Annotated in this window: 17 protein-coding genes; 8 read left to right on the top strand and 9 right to left on the bottom strand. The window is 71.3% G+C overall.

Going from position 1 to position 19,353, the window contains the following annotated elements; translation table 11 throughout:
- Positions 1-27 precede the first annotated feature (27 nt).
- Positions 28-189, bottom strand: a complete 162-nt coding sequence (locus ABD817_RS01880) for a hypothetical protein (protein WP_344914317.1) — start codon at positions 187-189, stop codon at positions 28-30.
- A 365-nt stretch (positions 190-554) separates the two neighbouring features.
- On the opposite strand from ABD817_RS01880, the gene deoC reads away from it, so the two are divergent.
- The 3 genes from deoC to ABD817_RS01865 all read left to right on the top strand — a co-directional run bounded on the left by deoC (position 555) and on the right by ABD817_RS01865 (position 4,081).
- Positions 555-1,493, top strand: a complete 939-nt coding sequence (gene deoC, locus ABD817_RS01875) for a deoxyribose-phosphate aldolase (RefSeq protein ID WP_344914315.1) — start codon at positions 555-557, stop codon at positions 1,491-1,493.
- A gap of 9 nt (positions 1,494-1,502) precedes the next feature.
- Positions 1,503-2,930: an aldehyde dehydrogenase family protein gene (locus ABD817_RS01870; RefSeq protein ID WP_344914313.1), complete on the top strand. Its 1,428-nt coding sequence runs from the start codon at positions 1,503-1,505 to the stop codon at positions 2,928-2,930.
- Between the two features lie 182 nt (positions 2,931-3,112).
- Positions 3,113-4,081, top strand: a complete 969-nt coding sequence (locus ABD817_RS01865) for an aldehyde dehydrogenase family protein (protein ID WP_344914311.1) — start codon at positions 3,113-3,115, stop codon at positions 4,079-4,081.
- Positions 4,082-4,229: 148 nt separating this feature from the next.
- Here ABD817_RS01865 and ABD817_RS01860 read toward each other — a convergent pair whose 3' ends face one another.
- The 3 genes from ABD817_RS01860 to ABD817_RS01850 all read right to left on the bottom strand — a co-directional run bounded on the left by ABD817_RS01860 (position 4,230) and on the right by ABD817_RS01850 (position 9,251).
- Complete coding sequence (locus tag ABD817_RS01860) at positions 4,230-5,612, bottom strand: amidase (RefSeq protein ID WP_344914309.1); 1,383 nt, start codon at positions 5,610-5,612, stop codon at positions 4,230-4,232.
- Between the two features lie 170 nt (positions 5,613-5,782).
- Entirely contained in the window at positions 5,783-8,581 is a 2,799-nt protein-coding gene (locus tag ABD817_RS01855; protein WP_344914306.1) for an ATP-dependent RNA helicase, read from the bottom strand.
- A 232-nt stretch (positions 8,582-8,813) separates the two neighbouring features.
- Positions 8,814-9,251: an inositol monophosphatase family protein gene (locus ABD817_RS01850; protein ID WP_344914304.1), complete on the bottom strand. Its 438-nt coding sequence runs from the start codon at positions 9,249-9,251 to the stop codon at positions 8,814-8,816.
- A 665-nt stretch (positions 9,252-9,916) separates the two neighbouring features.
- On the opposite strand from ABD817_RS01850, the gene ABD817_RS01845 reads away from it, so the two are divergent.
- The gene (locus ABD817_RS01845; RefSeq protein ID WP_344914302.1) at positions 9,917-11,152 is read left to right on the top strand and encodes an extracellular catalytic domain type 1 short-chain-length polyhydroxyalkanoate depolymerase; all 1,236 of its coding nucleotides are present in this window, start codon (positions 9,917-9,919) and stop codon (positions 11,150-11,152) included.
- A gap of 179 nt (positions 11,153-11,331) precedes the next feature.
- Here the strand turns inward: ABD817_RS01845 and ABD817_RS01840 are convergent, their stop codons facing one another.
- Positions 11,332-12,159 (bottom strand): undecaprenyl-diphosphate phosphatase, encoded by an 828-nt coding sequence (locus ABD817_RS01840; RefSeq protein WP_344914300.1) that lies wholly within the window; start codon positions 12,157-12,159, stop codon positions 11,332-11,334.
- A gap of 186 nt (positions 12,160-12,345) precedes the next feature.
- Between ABD817_RS01840 and ABD817_RS01835 the strand changes: the two genes are divergently transcribed.
- Complete coding sequence (locus ABD817_RS01835; protein WP_344914298.1) at positions 12,346-12,549, top strand: sigma factor; 204 nt, start codon at positions 12,346-12,348, stop codon at positions 12,547-12,549.
- A 3-nt stretch (positions 12,550-12,552) separates the two neighbouring features.
- On the opposite strand, the gene ABD817_RS01830 is transcribed toward ABD817_RS01835, so the two are convergent.
- The gene (locus ABD817_RS01830) at positions 12,553-13,506 is read right to left on the bottom strand and encodes a glycoside hydrolase family 113 protein (RefSeq protein ID WP_344914296.1); all 954 of its coding nucleotides are present in this window, start codon (positions 13,504-13,506) and stop codon (positions 12,553-12,555) included.
- Positions 13,506-14,135, bottom strand: coding sequence for a TetR family transcriptional regulator (locus ABD817_RS01825; protein WP_344914294.1), 630 nt, complete (start codon positions 14,133-14,135; stop codon positions 13,506-13,508). Before ABD817_RS01825 ends, ABD817_RS01830 begins: the two co-directional genes overlap by 1 nt.
- Before the next feature lie 153 nt (positions 14,136-14,288).
- Between ABD817_RS01825 and ABD817_RS01820 the strand changes: the two genes are divergently transcribed.
- A complete protein-coding gene (locus tag ABD817_RS01820) occupies positions 14,289-14,921 on the top strand; it encodes a mycothiol-dependent nitroreductase Rv2466c family protein (RefSeq protein WP_344914292.1) in 633 nt (210 codons plus the stop codon).
- A gap of 202 nt (positions 14,922-15,123) precedes the next feature.
- Here ABD817_RS01820 and ABD817_RS01815 read toward each other — a convergent pair whose 3' ends face one another.
- Both ABD817_RS01815 and ABD817_RS01810 read right to left on the bottom strand, forming a co-directional pair.
- Entirely contained in the window at positions 15,124-16,629 is a 1,506-nt protein-coding gene (locus ABD817_RS01815) for a M28 family peptidase (protein ID WP_344914290.1), read from the bottom strand.
- A 96-nt stretch (positions 16,630-16,725) separates the two neighbouring features.
- Positions 16,726-18,288 (bottom strand): M28 family metallopeptidase, encoded by a 1,563-nt coding sequence (locus ABD817_RS01810; RefSeq protein WP_344914288.1) that lies wholly within the window; start codon positions 18,286-18,288, stop codon positions 16,726-16,728.
- A 215-nt stretch (positions 18,289-18,503) separates the two neighbouring features.
- Between ABD817_RS01810 and ABD817_RS01805 the strand changes: the two genes are divergently transcribed.
- Both ABD817_RS01805 and lipB read left to right on the top strand, forming a co-directional pair.
- On the top strand, positions 18,504-18,689 hold the full coding sequence (locus ABD817_RS01805) for a PspC domain-containing protein (RefSeq protein ID WP_344914286.1): 186 nt from the start codon (positions 18,504-18,506) through the stop codon (positions 18,687-18,689).
- A 15-nt stretch (positions 18,690-18,704) separates the two neighbouring features.
- Positions 18,705-19,343, top strand: a complete 639-nt coding sequence (lipB, locus tag ABD817_RS01800) for a lipoyl(octanoyl) transferase LipB (protein WP_344914284.1) — start codon at positions 18,705-18,707, stop codon at positions 19,341-19,343.
- Positions 19,344-19,353: the final 10 nt, after the last annotated feature.

Here is a 19,353-nt window from a genome sequence, read left to right as displayed (position 1 = left end):
GGGGGCGGCCGGGCGCTCGGGGCGGGGTCATGCCGGGATGATCTTGCCGAAGAGGCTCCGGCGGCGCTTCTCGGGCGAGTGACCCTTCTTGTCCTCCTGTGCCTCACGGGCGAGGCGGTAGTTGTCGGCCTGCTCGCGGAGTTCGGTGGTCCGGTGGGCGATCATCTGAAGGTGAAGCTCGGGACCCATGAGGGTTCCTTCCTGGTGTGGCGCCTCGCGGCGCGCTTTCCTTACAGACTCAAGATTCGTCCTAAGACCCCCGGTCCCACATCGGGAGGATGTCCTATCTCCCGGACGCTCCTCGCCCCGGCACTACCTAGGCCGTCCCTAGGTCGTTCCTAGGCCGTCCCGGCACTGCCTAGACGGCCTCTTCGGGGCGGTCCCGGCCCGGCCCCGTGGATGACCCCGTCCTGGAAATGACTCCGCGTCACCGCCGGGCCTCCATGGGGCGGGGCGGGCCGGTCGGCGGATGTTGACGAAAACCGGCAAGGCCGCTGGGCAGGGTCCAGTTTGGAAGTAATCACACCAGTAGGCATGCTGGAGAGGTGTCAACTATGACGACCTCGCTCACCGACGTGGCAACGTCCAACGTCACGCTGCGAAGCTTCCTGCACGGCCTGCCCGGTGTCGACCGCGTGGGCGCCGACCAGCGCGCCGCGACGCTCGGCACCCGATCCATCAAGACCACCGCCAAGGCCCAGGCCATCGACCTCGCCATCGGCATGGTGGACCTGACGACCCTGGAGGGGGCCGACACCCCGGGTAAGGTCCGCGCGATGTGCGCCAAGGCGGTCCACCCCGACCCGGCCGACCCCTCCGTGCCCAAGGTGGCCGCGGTGTGCGTCTACCCCGACATGGTCGCCGGGGCCGCGGCGGCCCTGAAGGGCTCCGGCGTCAAGGTGGCCAGCGTCGCGACCGCCTTCCCCAGCGGACGCTCCTCGCTCGACGTCAAGGTCGCCGACACCACCCTCGCGGTGGCGGCCGGGGCCGACGAGATCGACATGGTCATCGACCGGGGCGCGTTCCTCGCGGGCGACTACCTCAAGGTCTACGAGGAGATCGTCGCGATCAAGGCCGCGTGCGGCACCGCCCACCTGAAGGTGATCCTGGAGACCGGCGAGCTGTCCACGTACGACAACGTGCGCCGCGCGTCCTGGCTGGCCATGCTGGCCGGGGGCGACTTCATCAAGACCTCCACGGGAAAGGTACAGCCCGCCGCGACCCTCCCCGTGACGCTGGTCATGCTGGAGGCGGTCCGCGACTTCCTGGCCGTGACCGGCCGCAGGGTCGGGGTGAAGCCCGCGGGCGGCATCAAGACCACCAAGGACGCGATCAAGATGCTCGTCCTGGTCAACGAGACCGTCGGCGACGGCTGGCTCACCCCCGACTGGTTCCGGCTCGGCGCCTCCAGCGTCCTCAACGACCTGCTGATGCAGCGCCAGAAGATGGCCACCGGCAGGTACGCGGGTCCCGACTACTTCACCCTCGACTAAGGCGTTCACATGTTTGAGTACGCACCGGCGCCCGAGTCGCGTGACGTCGTCGACATCAGGCCGTCCTACGGCCTGTTCATCGGCGGCGAGTGGGTCGACTCCCAGGGCGAGAACCGCAACAAGACCGTGAACCCGGCCTCCGAGGAGGTCCTGGCGGAGGTCGCCTGGGCCACCGAGGCCGATGTCGACCGGGCGGTCCAGGCCGCCCGCAAGGCGTTCGGCGTCTGGTCGGCGCTGCCCGGCTCGGAGCGGGCCAAGTACCTGTTCCGGATCGCGCGCATCATCCAGGAGCGCTCGCGCGAGCTGGCCGTGCTGGAGTCCCTGGACAACGGCAAGCCGATCCGTGAGTCCCGCGACGTGGACCTGCCCCTGGTGGCGGCCCACTTCTTCTACTACGCGGGCTGGGCCGACAAGCTCGGCTACGCGGGGTACGGCCCCGGCCCGCGCCCGCTCGGCGTGGCCGGCCAGGTCATCCCGTGGAACTTCCCGCTGCTCATGCTCGCGTGGAAGATCGCACCCGCGCTGGCCTGCGGCAACACGGTCGTCCTCAAGCCCGCGGAGACCACCCCGCTGACCGCGTTGCTGTTCGCGGAGATCTGCGCGCAGGCCGACCTGCCGCCCGGCGTGGTCAACATCGTGACCGGCGCGGGCGAGACCGGCGCCGCCCTGGTGAACCATCCCGACGTCGACAAGGTGGCCTTCACCGGCTCCACCGAGGTCGGCCGCCAGATCGCCAGGTCGGTCGCGGGCACCGGCAAGAAGGTCACCCTGGAACTCGGCGGCAAGGCCGCGAACATCGTGTTCGAGGACGCCGCGCTCGACCAGGCCGTCGAGGGCATCGTCAACGGGATCTTCTTCAACCAGGGCCACGTCTGCTGCGCGGGCTCCCGGCTGCTGGTGCAGGAGTCGATCGAGACGGAGCTGCTCGACGCGCTGAAGCGGCGGCTCGGCACCCTCCGGCTGGGCGACCCGCTCGACAAGAACACCGACATCGGCGCGATCAACTCCGCGGCCCAGCTCGCCAAGATCCGCGAGCTGTCCGACCTGGGGGAGGCGGAGGGCGCCGAGCGCTGGTCCCCGGCCTGCTCGCTGCCCGACAAGGGCTTCTGGTTCCCGCCGACCATCTTCACCGGCGTCGCCCAGTCGCACCGGATCGCCCGCGAGGAGGTCTTCGGCCCCGTCCTGTCCGTGCTGACCTTCCGCACCCCGGCCGAGGCGGTGGAGAAGGCCAACAACACCCCGTTCGGCCTGTCGGCGGGCGTGTGGACGGAGAAGGGCTCGCGCATCCTGTGGATGGCGGACAGGCTCCGCGCCGGAGTCGTCTGGGCCAACACCTTCAACCGGTTCGACCCCACCTCGCCGTTCGGCGGCTACAAGGAGTCCGGGTACGGGCGCGAGGGCGGACGGCACGGCCTGGAGGCGTATCTCGATGTGTGAGCATCACAGGGCCGGACGCCGCCCCCGCCGTGCCCAGAGCACCCGGGGCCACGGCTTCGCCCGCGCCGGACGACCGGCGCCGCGGGGCTGGTTCGCCCACCGGTGCGGCGTGAGCCGCTGCGGTCAGATCTTCGTGCCGGCCCGGCTGGCGCAGCAGGAGAGCTCGTGGAGAGGGCTGGGAAATGAGTAAGGCGGAGCGGCCGAGCCGGGCACGGGCGGGCAAGCAGGCGGGTTCTCCCGAGGGAGACGGTACGGGCGAGGGCGCCGGGAACCGTACCGCCGAGGACGGGGCGGGCCGCGGGTCCGCGCGGCTCGCCGTGCGCAAGACGTACAAGCTGTACATCGGCGGGGCGTTCCCGCGCTCCGAGAGCGGAAGGTCCTACGCCGTGGCCTCCTCCAGGGGCGACTTCCTCGCCAACGCGTCGCGGGCCTCCCGCAAGGACGCCCGCGACGCGGTGACGGCCGCGCGCAAGGCCTTCGGCGGCTGGTCGGGCGCCACCGCGTACAACCGGGGGCAGATCCTCTACCGCGTCGCCGAGATGCTGGAGGGCCGCCGGGCCCAGTTCACCGCCGAGCTGGCGGAGGCGGGGACGAAGAGGGCCGGGGAGGTCGTGGACGCGGCCGTCGACCGGCTGGTCTGGTACGCGGGGTGGTCCGACAAGATCGCCGCCGTCGCCGGGTCCACCAACCCGGTCGCCGGGCCCTACTTCAACATCTCCACGCCGGAGCCGACCGGCGTGGTCGCGGTGGTCGCCCCCGACGAGCCGCTGCTGGGGCTCGTCTCGGTGATCGCCCCGGTGATCGTCACGGGCAACACCTGCGTCGTGGTCGCGAGCGAGCGCGCCCCGCTGCCCTCGATCACCCTGGCCGAGGTGCTCGCCACCTCGGACCTGCCCGGAGGGGTGGTGAACATCCTCACCGGCTCGGCCGCCGAGATCGCCCCCTGGCTGGCCGCGCACATGGACGTCAACGCCCTCGACCTCACCGGGGTCGCCGACGAGGGTCTGGCGGTCGCGTGCGAGGAGGCGGCGGCGGAGAACCTCAAGCGCGTCTTCCGCCCCGCCGCGACCGACTGGTCCGCCGACCCCGGAACCAGGCGCCTGACCGCCTTCCTGGAGACCAAGACGGTCTGGCACCCCACCGGCGTCTGACCTATCGGGCCCGACGCGTCCGGGCCGGTCCGCCCGGCCTGGTTCGTCCGGTCTATTCGGTCTGGCCCGGTCCGTCTGTCCGGCCCGGCTCGCCCGCGCGGCCTCGCCCTCGTTCCGCGCGCCGGTGGACCGTGTGGGCGAGCGGCTGTCAGGCGAGCGGGGCGTGGCGGGTCCAGGGGCGGGCGGCCTCCAGCTGTCCGGCCAGGGCCAGGAGCTGCGCCTCGCCGCCAGGGGCCGCGACGAGCTGCACGCCGATCGGCGTGCCGTTGGAGTGCCTGCCGTACGGGACGTTCATGGCGGGCCAGCCCGCCATGTTCCACGCCGCGGTGGCGGGCGCGTACGTCAGGTTGACGCGGACGTTGGCCAGGAGCCCCCGGCGGCCCCAGCGCTCGGCGGGCGGCGGCACGGCGGCGAGCGTCGGGGTGACGAGCACATCGGCGTTGCCGAACCACTGGTCGGCGCCGTACGCGCGCCAGCGGTCGCGGCCCGTCGCGCCGTCCGCCCCGAACCTGGCGAGCAGCCGGCCCGCCCTGGCCAGGGACCTGGTGCGCCGCTCCAGCCCGCGCGGGTCGAGGCCCTCGACGTTGCCCCTGGCGCACGCGAACCAGGTGGCCACGGCGGCGGCGCCGATCCGGGGGGACATCCGCCCGGTGTGGTCCACCACGGTGTGCCCCGCCGCGCCCAGGACCTCCGCCGCCCCCCTCACCGCCCGCTGGAACTCGGCGTCCACCGAGAACCCCGGCGGCAACGGCATCGGCGCGACCGCGATCCGCAGCCTCAGCGGCTCCGACAGGGTCAGCCCGCCCGGGTAGTCGTCGATGGCGCTGCCCACGCCGAGGGCCTCGCTCTCGCCGGGCGTCGCCAGCGACATGTCACCCGCCATGACGGCGAGGGCGAGGGCGAGGTCGGCGACGGTCGTGGCCAGCGGCCCGTTCTCCGACATCCGGTACCAGTCGCGCTCGGGCGGCGGGACCAGCCCCTGCCCCGGCTTGATCGAGACCAGGCCGCAGCAGGCCGCGGGGATGCGCAGCGAGCCCAGCCCGTCGGCGCCGTGGGCCAGCGGGACCATCCCGGCGGCCACGGCCGCCGCGCTTCCACCGGAGGAGCCGCCGGAGGTGCGGCTCGGATCCCACGGGTTGCGCGTGACGCCGTACACGCTGTCGGAGAAGCCGACCAGGCACAGCTCCGGCACGTTGGTGATGCCGACGACCACCGCGCCCGCCGCCCTGAGCCTGGCGACCACGGGGTGATCCTCGTCCGCGGGCACGTCGGGCGTCACCGCCGAACCGTTGCGCGACGCCTCACCCCGGACGGCGACATTGTCCTTGATCGCGATCGGTACCCCGGCGAGCGGCAGCTCGGACAGGTCCTCTCGCTCCTGCAGAACCCGTGCCTCGGCCAGCGCCCGTTCGGCGAGGACCACACGGAACGCCCCGACACGTCCATCACGCTCGGCGATGGCGTCGAGGTGCTCGGCGACCACCACGGGTGCCGTGACCTTCCCCCGTCGCACGGCATCCGCGATCTCCACTGCGGAACTTCCCACCCACGACATGCACCGAGTGTGGTCCGGCGAATGCGTAAGGGGAAGCGTCCCACGTCTCAATCAGATGACTTGTCCGGCTCGGTGGCGTTATCCCGCACCCAATCCCGTACTCCGTCCGGCCCGCCTGTCCCGTCCGGGCTCTCGGCGCGCCGGGGTCAGCGCCGGGGGTTGGTACGGCGGGTGGCGGTGGCCGACAGGGGATCGTCTGGCCAGGGATGCCTGGGGTAGCGCCCGCGCAGCTCGGCGCGGACCGCGCGGTAGCCCTCGCGCCAGAACGAGGCCAGGTCGGCGGTGACGGCGGCCGGACGGCCCGCCGGGGAGAGCAGGTGGATCACCAGCGGGACCCCCGCGACGCGCGGGGCCTCGGCCCAGCCGAACAGTTCCTGCAGCTTGGCCGCGAGCACCGGCCGCTCCCCCGAGTAGTCGATCCTGATCCGCGACCCGCTCGGCACCTCGACCCGCTCCGGGGCCGTCTCCGCCAGCCGGGCGTTCCACGGGACCAGGCGGTGCAGCGCGGAGACCACGTCGAGGCGCTCCAGGTCGGACCGGCGGCGGGCTCGCGACAGCTCGGGCTCCAGCCAGCGGTCGGCCGCGCCGATCAGCGCCTCGTCGTCCGTCGCGGGCCACGGGTCGCCGAGCGTACGGCGGCAGAAGGCGAGCCGCTCGCGCAGGGCGACGGCCTCGGGCGTCCAGCGCAGGATCGACAGGCCCTCGGAACGCAGGCCCTCCAGGACGGCGGGCCGCACGTCGGCGTCGCGGAGCGCGCGGCTGGACAGTTCGATCGCGCCCAGCCGCTCCACCCGGCGCGCCGACACGTCGCCGCGCCGCTCTCCCGGCGGCACATGCCAGGTGATCTCCTCGGCGGAGCCGTACAGGGAGGCCGCGGCGAGCCTGGCGATCTCCTCGTCGATCACCACCGCCTGCCTGATCCTGGCGGACGCCGCTCCGGCGGGCCGGTCCGCGACCGCGACGGCCAGCCACTCCGCCGTACCCAGCCGCGACCCGCGCGGCAGCTCCGCGGCCGTTCCCGAGGCCATCAGGTACGCCCCGCCGCGCCGCCGCGCGACCCGCTCCGGGTAGGCCAGCGCCACGACCATCCCGGCCACCGCGTCATCGTTCCCGGCGGGTCTCCCTCCGGCGCCGCCCTGCCCGGTGGGTCTCCCTCCGGCGTCGTCGTCCCGGGCGTGTCTCCCTCCGGCGTCGCTCTGCCCGGTGGGTTTTGTGGGCTTTCCTCCGGCGTCGCTCTGCCCCGGCAGGGCGGTGCCGGTGTCGGCGGGCTTCCTTCCCCGGCGCCGACCTGCGGCGGGTACGGCCCGCGCCAGGCGCCCCGCCTCCTGGCGCCACCGGGCGGAGAAGCCGTCACCGCCCTGACGCGCGGAGCGCCAGACCGCCACCAGGTCGTCGCCCGCGTCCCGGGGCAACTGCTCCGACAGCAGCGCCACGACCTCGGCGACCCGAGGTCCGGTACCGATCCCGTCCACTCCGGTGTCCGTGCCCGCGTCGATCAGAGCACGCGCCAGACGCGGATGGACCCCGGCCCCGGCCATCCGCCGTCCCCGGTCGGTCACCCGGCCCGGGGGAAGGTCCGCCGGGTGCTCCGGCGTGCCCGGAGAGCCCGGTGGTCGCGGGGTGCCGGGGGAGTCCAGGGCGCCCAGGGCGTACAGGGTGCGGCGGGCGGCGTCCATCGCGGCGGGTGGCGGCGCGTCGAGCAGGGCCAGACCGGTGGCGGCGGGATCGCCCCAGCAGGCGACCTGGAGGGCGAAGCCGGTCAGATCGGCGAGCGCGATCTCTGGCCGCGCGTGCTCGGGCAGCCGGTCGTGCTCGGCCCGCGACCAGCACCGATAGACCACCCCCGGGGCCTCGCGGCCCGCCCGCCCCGCCCGCTGGGTGGCCGAGGCCCTGGACGCGCGGACGGTGGTGAGCGAGCCGAGACCGCGGGCGTGGTCGGTGCGGGGCTCCCTGGCCAGGCCGGAGTCGACCACGATCCGTACGCCCGGGACGGTCAGGCTCGACTCGGCGACCGAGGTGGCGAGCACCACCCTTCTCCCGTCGCCCGGGGACAGGACCGCGTCCTGGACACGGGCCGGGGCCTGGCCGTGCACCTGGAGGACGTCGACGCCGGGGAGCATCGCGGCCACCCGGCCGATCTCGCCGACGCCCGGCAGGAAGCAGAGCACGTCCCCTTCGTACTCGGCCAGCGCACGCCGTACGACACCGGCGACGTGGGTCAGGAACGCCGGATCGACCCGCATGCCGTGGGGCGGTGCGACGGCCCCGGGGGGCGGTGCCCAGACGGGCGTGACCGGGTGCATGGTGCCGGAGGCGTGCACGATCGGTGCGGGGTCGCCAGGGTCGCCGGAGGCGTCGAGGGGGCCGGGGGCACCGGATGGGGAGGATTCGCCGGACGGTGGCGGGGGAGCGGTAGGGGAACCGAGGAGGCGGGCCCAGGGGGCGGCGTCGGCGGTGGCGGAGGTGGCGACGATCCGCAGGTCGGGACGGAGCGCGGCACGGACGTCCAGCAGGAAGGCGAGGGCGGTGTCGGCGTCCAGGTGGCGCTCGTGGCACTCGTCGATCAGGACCGTGTCCACGCCTTCGAGTTCGGGGTCGCGCTGCAGCCGTTGCAGGAGGACTCCCGTGGTGACGACCTCGACGACCGTCCTCGGACCGGCCCTGCGCTCACCGCGTACCGAGAACCCGACCTCCGCGCCCACCTCGGACTCCAGCAGCCACGCCATCCGCCTCGCCGCCGCCCGTACCGCCATCCGCCTCGGCTCGGCCACGATCACCCGCTTCGGCGCCGAACCGTCGAGGAGCCCGGCCAGCGCGAGCGGGACGAGCGTGGTCTTGCCGGTACCCGGAGGGGCGGTGAGCACGGCGACACCCCGCCCGTCCAGCGCCGCGAGCAACTCGGGCAGGACGTGTCGTACGGGCAGGCCGGACCAGTCGGAACGCACCCGTCCAGTGTCCCCGAGCCCGGCACCGGGTGAGACGCGGCCCGATCCGGACCTCGTCCCGCCAAGTGGGCAAGGGCCTCGTCCGGCGCGTCGCCAACCGGGGCATGATCCTCCAAGAGGTTCCCGACGTCGTGGACCTCTCTCCGCGCACCCACACGGCGGACGGTGATCACAACGTGGTCGCGTTCAACCGCGGCGGCTCCGGTGGTGACGCGCATGGTGTCGCGCCGATTCATTCCTCTGTCAGGACATCGGCAATCTCGTCGGCAAGCGTTGGGTTGGTGGCCGCGATGAACGTCTGGCGCCGGTCCATCGCCTCGGCGATATCGCTCAAGGTATCGAGCCGGTAGTTCAGTGAGATGGGCTTGCCCTGGAGGTCGATGACGGTCCCGCCGGCCGCGCTGAGGATGTAGTGGCCTGGGGCCAGGTCCCATATCGCGAAGCCCTTCGAGAACTCGATCGTCGCGTCCGTGAAGCCGGCGGCGACATGGCACAAACTGATGGAGCCGAAGTCCACACCGATACGGCCACGACTGTTCCCATTGTCGGCAGGCCGGTTCAGTTCCTCGATCAGGCGGTTCTGCTGGGCCAGTGCCTGGAAGCGGTCGGGCTTCATCAGGAAGGCCGCCTGCGACGAGTTCAGCGCGCTGGTGCTCCGTGGCGTCACCATGCCGGTCAGACGGGGACTCGGCCAACACGCGGCCGGCACCTTATCGGCCGGTAGGTGAGGGTGAACAGGGGCGATGAGCGAATCCGTTGTCCAGGACGCGGCCGGGGACACGGCCGGGGGTTCGTGTCCGCGGTGGCGTTCGTCGTGCGTGGTGTGCGTCGTGCCGGGTGGGGGAATGATCCTTTCGTGATCGGTCTGACCGCTATGTTTGTCGCCACCGTGACCGCCTACCAACACGCCGCCCGGCCGCGGGCGGACGACCGGCCATCCCCCACCGCGACCGGAATTGGAGCCGGGACCGGACCGGAAGGGGGAGCCGGGTTCGAAGCCGGATTCGCTCCTGGGAGTGATACCGCGCGGCAGTCACCGAGAGGGCCCGCGCAGTCGCCCGCCAAGAGCGTCCGCGAAGCTCGTGCGACCCGTGCTACCCGTGGAGTTCGTGGAATTCGTGGAGCTCGGAAGGCATGGAAGGCACGGAAGGTCCGTGGAATCCGGGGAGGGGGAGCCCCGCCCGCGCCCGTGTGATTTATGACCACGCGCCCGTGTGATCCATAACACGGAGGCGAAGAGTGTGTCTCGTGAACATGTCAAAGGGGTTACGGCGGTTTTAACGTGCGCTGGTAAGGGCCGGTGATACAGGTCACAGGGCCACGAAGGAGCACGTCATGGCCGTTTCCCCCCCAGCGGGTCTTCTCCGCACCCTCCGCACTCTCCGCATCCTCCTCACCCTGTCGCTCGGGCTGCTCGGATCACTCGGCGTGGCGACCGCGACGACGGCTCCCGCGCGGGCCGCGTCGCTCGTCCAGGTCGGCTCGTTCGGCAGCAATCCCGGCAACCTCACCATGTTCAGCTACCGCCCCGACGGGTCGACCGCCGGGCGCCCGCTGGTGGTGCTGCTGCACGGCTGCACGCAGAACGCGAGCGGCTACTTCGCCAACTCGGGATGGCGCAAGTACGCCGACCAGTCGGGATTCACCCTCGTACTGCCGCAGACCGGCAGCGCGAACAACTCGTCGAGCTGCTTCAACTGGTTCGAGACCGGCGACACCACCCGGGGCCAGGGCGAGGCCGCCTCGATCCGCGCCATGGTCGCCTACGCGGTCTCCACCTACGGGACCGACCCGGCGCGCGTCTACGTCAGCGGGCTGTCGGCGGGCGGCGCGATGTCGGCGGTCATGCTCGCCACGTACCCGGACGTCTTCGCGGGCGGCTCGATCGGGGCGGGGCTCGCGTACCGGTGCGCCGCCAGCCTGCTTCAGGCCTCCACCTGCCAGTACGGCCCGGTCAGCAAGACCCCGCAGCAGTGGGGTGACCTGGTGCGGGGCGCCTACTCCGGCTACTCGGGGCCGTACCCGCGCGTCGCGATCTGGCAGGGACTGTCCGACTACACCGTCGTCCCGGCCAACGCGGCCCAGCTGCGCGACCAGTGGACGAACGTGCGGGGCGTTTCGCAGAGCCCCACCTCCACGCGGAGCCTCACCGGCGGCACCTCACTGAAGGTGTACGGGAGCGACGCGGTGCGGTTGTACGAGATCACCGGCATGGGACACGGTCTGCCGATCGATCCCGGCGGTGCCGCCGACCAGTGCGGCAGCGCGGCGGCGTACTTCCTCGACACCATCTGCTCGGCATACCACGACGCGCAGTTCTTCGGCCTGACCGGTGGGACGACCCCGCCCCCGACCGGCACGCCGACCCCCACCCCCACTCCCACGGTGCCGCAGACCTGTGTGCGGGCGAGCAACTACGCCCACACCACCGCCGGACGGGCCTACCAGTCCGGCGGCTACACCTACGCCAACGGGTCCAACGACGCGATGGGCCTGTGGAACATGATGATCACGCACGGTCTCAAGCAGACCGGTCCCAACCACTGGGTCCTCGCCGACAGCCAGTGTTAGGAGGCCGGACGACGGGCACCTGAAGGTGCCCGTCGTCCGTGAGCATCGGGTTCCCAGTGCTGCGTTCCTCACCGGAAGTACAGATCCCACCGGCCCAGGAGGTTGTAGCCGGGAAGGATCACCCCGGCGACCTTGAGTTCTTGACCGCCCGTTCGTGACCTGCTTTGAGGAACGTCGCACTAGGCCGAGGGGTCGAGGACCCCGAAGCTCACCAGGGCGATGATGACGATCCCGAGGGCGATCCGGTAGATCACGAAGCCGGTGAAGCGGTGGGTGCTGATGTACTTCAGGAACCACGACACCGCCAGGTAGCCCACGATGAACGAGATCACGGTGGCCAGGATCGTGGGTCCCCACTCCGGAGCCTTACCCTCGCCGATCTTGAACAGCTGCAGGAAGCCCGCGCCCAGCACGGCCGGGATGGCGAGCAGGAAGGAGTACTTGGCGGCCTCCTCGCGGCGGTAGTCCAGCAGTAGCCCGGCGCTGATGGTGCCGCCGGAGCGGGACACGCCGGGGATCAGGGCGAGCGACTGGGCGAAGCCATAGATCAGGGCGTGGGTGAAGCTGAGGTGCCGCTCCAGGGTGAGCCTGTTGCGCGCGGTATGGTCGGCGAACCACAGGACCAGGCCGAAGACGATCAGCGTCGTGCCGATCAGGCGCAGGTCGCGGAAGGCGCTGTCGATGGAGTCCTCGAAGAGCAGGCCGAGCACCACGATCGGGATGGTTCCCACGATGACGTACCAGCCCATCCGGGCGGCGTAGTGGGCGCGCAGGTCGGGGGTCCACAGGGACCGCGTCCAGGTGGAGATGATCTCCCAGATCTCCTTGCGGAAGTAGATCACCACCGCGGCCTCGGTGCCGAGCTGGATGACCGCGGTGAACGCGGCCCCCGGGTCCTGCCAGCCGAAGAACGCCGACACGACCCTGACGTGGGCACTGGAGGAGATCGGCAGGAACTCCGTCAATCCCTGAATCAGTCCGAGGACCACCGCTTCGAACCAGCCCATCACATGAGCACCTTCCGTACCAGCGCGTGCGTAACCTACGCGAGGCTAGCGGAGCGGAGAGGTAACCGTGACTCGGCCGTTCGGCCGAGATCCGCCGGGCTCCTCCCCGATCGGTTCCTGATCGGCTGTAAACCGGACCCGGCCCCCGGGCGGTGGTCATCGTCGGAGCACCGAGGCGGAGGCACGATGACCGGGTTCGCGGAGTATGTCGAGCGGCTGCGAAGAGCGGCGGATCTCCTCACCGGGGACCGGGCGACCGCCGAGGACCTGGTGCGGACCGCGCCGACTGGGGCCTGGCTCGCCCGACGGCGGATCGACGGCGATCCCGGCCCGTACGTCCATCGGGTCATTGTCGGCACGACTTCGAAGCCCTTGAGGTCCCTGAAGTGACCGTCAGGCGGTTCGGTCGCGGGCGTACCTGGCCGCCATCGTGTGGAAGACCTCCTTCGGCTCCCAGCGCTCCCGGCCGAGCATCCTGACCACGCCGTAGGAGGCGATGTCCCCGTCCCCGACGTGGCTGAAGCCCGCGAAGGTGAACCAGAGCGCGGTGTCCACGCCCTCCTTCTCGAAGACGTCCAGCAGCTCGGTGAAGTAGCGCACCTGCTCGCCCTCGTCACGTACGGCGTCCTCGGGCGGCTGCCAGGCCATGCCGCCACGCTCGCCCGCGCCCCGGTAGGCGCAGGTGCCGAACTCGGTCACCGCGACCGGCTTGCCGTGTCCGAAGTGGCCGCGCAGCTCCTCCTGGAAGGTGTCGGCGTTGTACGCGGCCCGGTAGGCGTCGACGCCGACGATGTCGAACGGGGTCCAGTCGACCGACGACTCCCAGGGGGCCGACGCGTAGGTGATCGGGCCGCCGAAGCGGGTCCTGACGACGCCCGCGCTCTCGGCGAGGAAGCCGTTGAGCCGTTCCAGGACGGGGCCGAGCGACTGCCACCACTCGATGTCGGCGCTCGCCATCGCCATCATGCGGTCGTGGTACGTGGCGCCGGGGATGAACCCGGTGCCGAACGCGCTGATCTCGCACCCGGTCACGAACACCACCTCGGCCCCGCCGCGTCGTACGGCCTCGGCCCGCTCCGCGCAGTCGGCGAAGGTCGAGAGCATCGCCTCCGGCGGGAGGTCGACGGGGAAGGGGGCGAACCAGATCTCAAGCCCCGCCGCCGCGGCGTGCCCGGCGGCGACGCTCAGCCGCGCGGGATCGCCACCGGAGATCCGTACGGCGTCGCAGTGCAGCTCGTTGGCGATGACGTCCATGTCGCGCCGGACGGCGTCGGGGTCGAACGCCTTGCGGGTCGTGTCCTCACCGGGGAGGAACCCGGTGTCGTAGTTAATCCCTTTCGCACGCATTACTCTCCCGGTTGGTCGAGACCGTTTTCCAGCAGGCCGTTTTCCAGCAGATCGAAGGCGAGCTCGACGTCCCCGCAGAGGCGGCGGCCCGCCTCCTCCAGCGAGGCGCCGGAGACCAGGTGGCGGAAGAACCGCTCCTGGAGGGTGAGCACGGAGGCGGTGATCTGGGCGGCCATCAGGGCGGCCGTCAGCTCGTCGCGTTCTTCGGCGAGCACCCGCGCCAGCGCCTCGCGCTGACCGTGGAGCAGGTCGTTCGCGCCGCTGCTGAGCGTGGGGCTGGCGAAGATCACCCGCATCTGGATGATCAGGGTGTCCCTGTCCACGGCCTCCGCCGGCTCGGTGGGCCCGGTGGCGAACCCTCGGTAGTACTCCCGCAGCGCCTCCAGCGGTGACCGCCCGGCCGGTCGCGCGGCGACGATCCCCGCCAGGTCCTCCTGGCCCACGCCGCGCAGGACGAGTGACTCCTTGGTCGGGAAGTATTTGAACAGCGTCACCTTCGCCACCTCGGCGGCCTCGGCGATCTCGTTCACGGTCACCGCGTCGAAACCCCGCTCGTCGAACAGCCGCAGCGCCACCGCGGCGATCCGCCGTTGGGTCTGTTCCTTCTTCCGCTCCCGCAGTCCTGCCATGCGAGGATCATAAATATGAACCGGGTTCAAAAGCAAACCCGGTTCATATTTTTACGAGGGGAGGGGCGAGTCGGGGTTGGTTCCGGCGCGCGGTTCGGAGAAGGTGGCACAGTGCTCGGGCGCTGCCCGAGGACGACGATCGGAGAGCTGGGGATGACGATCAAGACGATCGCGGACTTCTGGTTCGACCCCTCCTGCCCGTACACCTGGATCACCTCCCGGTGGCTGGTGGAGGTGGAGAGGGTGCGGCCGGTCGAGGTGCGCCGGCACCTGATGAGCCTGTCGGTGCTCAACGAGGGCCGCGACGAGGATCCCGAGGGTGACACGGAGGGATACCTCTGGGTGCCGGTACGCGTCTGCATGGCCGCGCTGCAGGAGTACGGGCAGGAGGCGCTTGACAGGCTGTACACGGCGATGTGGACCGTCGGGCGCGCCCGCGGTGAGGACTGGGCCGGTGCCCTCCACGACTCGCTGGTCGCCGCGGACCTGCCGCCGGAACTGGCCGAGGCCGGGACGTCGACGGCCTACGACGAGGCGATCCGCGCCTCGCACGCGGAGGGCGTCGGCCTGATCGGCGGACACGTGGGCACCCCGGTGGTCGCCGCCATCGGCCCGGACACCGGTGGCGAGCGCGTGGTGTTCTTCGGTCCGGTGATCTCCCGGATCCCCGAGGGGGAGCGGGCGGGCCGCCTGTGGGACGGGACGCTGCTGGTGGCCGCGACCCCGGGCTTCCACGAGCTCAAGGGGACCTCGTACGAGAAGCCCCGGCTCGACGAGCCGAGCTGACGGGCCGCGCGTCCGAGAACGGCCTTTCCGAGGGGGTCCTTCCGAAGAGACTTTCCGAAGGGAGCCCTCCCGAGACGAGTGGGATCTTCCCGAGAGGGGTGCGACCCGCGTGGCGGGCCGTCCGGAGGAGGTCCGGACGGCCCGTGGAGGGGGAAGGCGCGGGCCGCACCCGGTCTCGTCTACTGCCGGGTCACCGTCCCGCTCACTGGCGGGTCAGCTTGACGTCGTCCACCCCGGCCTCGACCAGGGAGGCGCCGGAGGCGTCACCGGCCTCGATCAGGATCCGGACGCTCTGCCCCGCGAAGGCGGAGACGTCGACGTTGGCCGTACCCCAGGCGCCGTTGCGGTTGGAGGCCGCGCCGAGCTGCTGGAACACCTGGGTGGTGGTGGAGCCGACGACCTTCACCCGCAGGAAGTCGGCGTTGGAGGCGTTGGAGCCGTGCGCGAGATACCAGGAGAACGCGAGCTTGAGCGTTCCCGTCGACGGCAGGGTGACGGCCGGTGACCGGACGCTGGTGATGCCGCCGTCGATGTCGTAGTCGCCCGCCGCGGCGCCCGCGAGCCTGCCGGTGACCAGGTCGTTGCTGCCGCTCACGGTGGTGCCGAGCTGCTTGGCGCCGCTGGAGGTGGTGGCCTCGGGGTCGCCGCGCTCCCACAGGCCGGAGGTCGCGGTGTCGGTCCCCGAGGGGTTGACCGTCCAGCCGGTCGCGGTCTCGAAGGTGTCCTGCCAGACGACTGTCGGAGGTACGGCGGTCGCGGTCGTCCACACCGCGTAGGCGATGGCGTCGGCGTTGCGGTTCAGCGCGGTGTCGCTGATGTTGGACGTGGTGTCGCACGCCCGGTGGTAGCAGGGGTCGAACGCCTGCCCCGCCGTACCGCCCCAGAGGGTGGCCTGGGCGCTGGACTTGACGCCCTCGGCACCGGTGAAGGTGCCGCCCGCGGGGATGCCGACGGCGATGAACGGCCCGTAGTCGGAGCGGCCGTCGAAGTCGGTGCCCCGGGTGGACACGCCGATCGAGGTGAAGTACGCCTGGAGCGTCGACTCCAGCTGCGCCGAACCGGCGGGGCCGGGGCCCGAGCCGACGCCGTCGGAGTTGTCGCCGTCGTAGACGAAGTAACCGGCGTTGGGCGAGCCGACCATGTCGAAGTTGTAGTAGCCCTTGACCTTGGCCCGCTCGGCGGCCGGGAGGTTGTTCACGTAGTACTGGGAGCCGCGCAGACCCAGTTCCTCGGCGCCCCACCAGGCGAAGCGGAGGTGCTTGGTGGGTGCCAGCGACTGGCGGGAGACCTCCAGGGCGGTCTCCAGGATGGCGGCGCTGCCGGAGCCGTTGTCGTTGATGCCGGGCCCGGCGGTCACGCTGTCGAGGTGGGCGCCGACCATGAGGATGTCGTTCGGGTCGCCGCCCGGCCAGTCGGCGATGACGTTGTAGCCGGTCGCGCCGTTGTAGGTGAACGACTGCAGGGAGGTGGTGAATCCCGCGCCGTCCAGCAGGCCCTTGACGTAGTTGGCCGAGGCCAGGTAGCCGGGGCGGCCGTGGGCGCGGTTGCCGCCGTTGGCGGTCGCGATGGACTGGAGCTGGGTGAGGTGTGCCTTCACGGCGGTCAGCGAGATGTCCGGTGGGGCGGCTGCCGACGCCGATGGTGCGGTGAACGCCAACGGGATGGCGAGGATCGCCGCCATGCCCATGGTCCACAGACTGCGCATCATGCTCCTCGGGTCTGAGGGTGTGTGGGTCCCCCGAGCGGCGCGCACCCGTGGCGGGTGCGCGCCGTACAGCGTGGTGGTGCGCTTGCGGAGCGGTCCCTAGCGGGCGGCGCCCTCGGGTGCCGCCGCGGACTTCGCCGCGGACTTGGCGAGTGCCGCGTTGCGGTCGGGAATGCCGGTCAGGTCGTAGGCGAAGAACGCGGTGGCGTAGCCCACGGCCTTGGAGTTGCGGTCGAGCGCGGCGGCGTTGATGTTGTCGATGCCGTCGCAGGCGGAGTGGTAGCAGGGGTCGTAGGCGACGCCCGCGGTCCCGCCGAACTTGGCGGCCTGCTCGGGGGTCTTGATGCCTTCGGCGCCGGTGAAGATGCCGCCGGCCGGGATGCCGTTGGCGATGAACGCGCCGTAGTCGGAGCGGCCGGTGAAGTCGGTGCCCTCGAAGGGCAGGTTGCGCTTGGCGTAGAACGCCTCGAGGCGCTTCTCGATCTCCGGCGATCCGGCCGGGCCCGCGGGGGCGCCCTCGGCGTCGGAGTCGTCACCGTCGTACAGGAAGGTCCCGTCGTTCGGCGAGGCGATCATGTCGAAGTTCAGGTAGAGCCGGATCTTGTCCTTCTCGGCCTGGGACAGGCCCGCGACGTACTGGTCGGAGCCGAGCAGGCCCAGCTCCTCGGCGCCCCACCAGGCGAAGCGCACCTTGTACTTGGTCGGTACGTAGGCCAGCTTCAGCGCGGTCTCCAGGACGGCGGCGCTGCCGGAGCCGTTGTCGTTGATGCCGGCGCCCTCGTGCACGCCGTCCAGGTGGGCGCCGACCGCGACGATCTCGCCGGACTTGCCCCAGCGGGAGTCGGCGATCAGGTTCTTGGTACGGCCGACCTCGGTCTCGGCGTCGACCTTGAGACGGACGGTGGTGTTCGGGCTGTCAGCCAGGTCCAGGCCGACGGCCGTGCTCGCCATCACGATGGGGAAGCCGAAGCGCCACTCGACGATGTCGAAGACGAGCGGGTCGGTACGGCCCGGCTGGCCCTCGTTGAAGAAGATCACACCGGCCGCGCCGGCCGCCTTGGCGTTGGTGGCCTTGTCGACGAACGGGCAGGTGCCGCGCTGGATCAGCGCGATCCGGCCGGGGACGAACCCGGCGAAGTCGGAGGTCTCACAACCCGCCGTCGAGGTGTTCGGGGTCGGCGGGGTCGGAATGACGGCGTCGACGACCTGCACCTGCGCGGTGACGTCGCCTCCGCCGGAGGAGATGACGGTCACGAAGTCGGCCGGGTTGGCGTACGTCTTCGCCTCGGGGGCCGTCTGCTGCAGGACGGAGGGGCTCGCCTCCTCCCAGCCCAGCGGGAACTCGACGTCGGTCGTGGAGGTCTTGTACCCGGCCTTGCGCAGCTTGTCCTGCACGTAGGCCAGGGAGGCGTCGTAACCGGGCGTACCCGCGGCGCGGTTGCCGCCGTTGGCGGTCGCGATCTGCTGGAACTTGTCCAGGTGCTTCTTGACGTTACTGCCCTTGATCTGTGTCGCGAACACGTTGGCGAGGACGTCGGTGACGCCGGGGGACGTGGTGGTCGCGATGGTCGCGCTCGCCGGGACGGTGAAAGCGAGAGGGAGGGCGATGGCCGTGACCAGGGTGGCGGCCTGGACCATGCTGCGTCGTAACCTCAGGCGCATAGCGCTCCTCGGGGTGGAACGGAGGGGGATCCCCTATTACGTACATGGCGGAACGTACCGTGATCAGCTGGTTTCGCCTAGATGTGCCGACGCTCAGGTGCAAGAAAAGTTATCAAGCCGACCCTGACAGGGTTTTCTCAGGGGTGTCTCGGGAACGGGCCGGTTCCGGTCGTTCGTTTGAAGAGATGAAGAACACCGATTCGGGGAGAGGTAACGTGCACCGTTCGAGAAACCACAAGATAGTCGCCGGAGTCTGCGGCGGGATCGCGGAGAGCCTCAACATGCCGCCCACCCTTGTCCGGGTGTTCTGGCTGCTGCTGTCGCTCATTCCGGGGCCCCTGTGGGTCGCCTACGTGCTCATGTGGATCTTCATCCCCAAGGCGCCCGCAGTCCGCTACTGAAAATAGGCTGGGGGCATGAGGCGACGTCCACTGTCCCTGGTCCAGGACGACCTGGTCGACTACGAGAAGGCGATGGAGCGGATGACCGACCTGGTCGGTCAGCGGCAGCGTGACGAGCGCTCCGACACGCTCTGGTTGCTCAGCCACCCGCAGGTGTACACCGTGGGCAGGCGAACCCCCGAGCAGCACCTGCCCGACCCCGCTCACGGCATCCCGGTCGTGAGCACGGGGCGCGGCGGGCAGCTCACCTACCACGGCCCCGGCCAGCTGGTCGGATACCTGGTCGTCAAGCTCGGCGAAGACGAGGGGATCGTCGACTACGTCCGCGAGGTCGAGCTGAGGCTCGTCGCCGCGCTCGCCGCGCTGGGTGTCCCGGCCGAGCGCCGCGACACCCCGCCGGGCTCGGAGCTGCTCACCGGCGTGTGGACGACCGAGACGGGACGAAAGATCGTCTCGATCGGCATGCGGCAGAGCCGGGGCGTCACCAGCCACGGGTTCGCCCTCAACGTCGACGGCGACCTCACCCCGTGGGGCTGGGCGGTGGCCTGCGGCATGCCCGACGTCGACATGACGTCCATGGGCAGGGAGGCCCCCGCCGCCGCGGCGATGGACCGGGTCCGTGCCGCGGTGGCGGAGGCCTTCGAGGCGAGCTGACCGGTTCCCC

Source organism: Streptosporangium oxazolinicum, from assembly GCF_039537505.1.
Lineage (GTDB): Bacteria > Actinomycetota > Actinomycetes > Streptosporangiales > Streptosporangiaceae > Streptosporangium > Streptosporangium oxazolinicum.
Note: the sequence above shows the minus strand (reverse complement) of the source record. Positions and strands in the feature narration are given on the sequence as shown.

Excerpts from the sequence above, each read along its gene's own strand:
- ABD817_RS01810 (WP_344914288.1), bottom strand. The coding sequence starts at position 18,288 with ATGCGCCTGAGGTTACGACGCAGCATGGTCCAGGCCGCCACCCTGGTC.
- deoC (WP_344914315.1), top strand. The coding sequence starts at position 555 with ATGACGACCTCGCTCACCGACGTGGCAACGTCCAACGTCACGCTGCGA.
- ABD817_RS01835 (WP_344914298.1), top strand. The coding sequence starts at position 12,346 with ATGACCGGGTTCGCGGAGTATGTCGAGCGGCTGCGAAGAGCGGCGGAT.
- ABD817_RS01880 (WP_344914317.1), bottom strand. The coding sequence starts at position 189 with ATGGGTCCCGAGCTTCACCTTCAGATGATCGCCCACCGGACCACCGAA.
- ABD817_RS01820 (WP_344914292.1), top strand. The coding sequence starts at position 14,289 with ATGACGATCAAGACGATCGCGGACTTCTGGTTCGACCCCTCCTGCCCG.
- lipB (WP_344914284.1), top strand. The coding sequence starts at position 18,705 with ATGAGGCGACGTCCACTGTCCCTGGTCCAGGACGACCTGGTCGACTAC.
- ABD817_RS01845 (WP_344914302.1), top strand. The coding sequence starts at position 9,917 with ATGGCCGTTTCCCCCCCAGCGGGTCTTCTCCGCACCCTCCGCACTCTC.
- ABD817_RS01870 (WP_344914313.1), top strand. The coding sequence starts at position 1,503 with ATGTTTGAGTACGCACCGGCGCCCGAGTCGCGTGACGTCGTCGACATC.
- ABD817_RS01825 (WP_344914294.1), bottom strand. The coding sequence starts at position 14,135 with ATGGCAGGACTGCGGGAGCGGAAGAAGGAACAGACCCAACGGCGGATC.
- ABD817_RS01850 (WP_344914304.1), bottom strand. The coding sequence starts at position 9,251 with ATGGTGACGCCACGGAGCACCAGCGCGCTGAACTCGTCGCAGGCGGCC.
- ABD817_RS01840 (WP_344914300.1), bottom strand. The coding sequence starts at position 12,159 with ATGGGCTGGTTCGAAGCGGTGGTCCTCGGACTGATTCAGGGATTGACG.
- ABD817_RS01815 (WP_344914290.1), bottom strand. The coding sequence starts at position 16,629 with ATGATGCGCAGTCTGTGGACCATGGGCATGGCGGCGATCCTCGCCATC.
- ABD817_RS01830 (WP_344914296.1), bottom strand. The coding sequence starts at position 13,506 with ATGCGTGCGAAAGGGATTAACTACGACACCGGGTTCCTCCCCGGTGAG.
- ABD817_RS01865 (WP_344914311.1), top strand. The coding sequence starts at position 3,113 with ATGAGTAAGGCGGAGCGGCCGAGCCGGGCACGGGCGGGCAAGCAGGCG.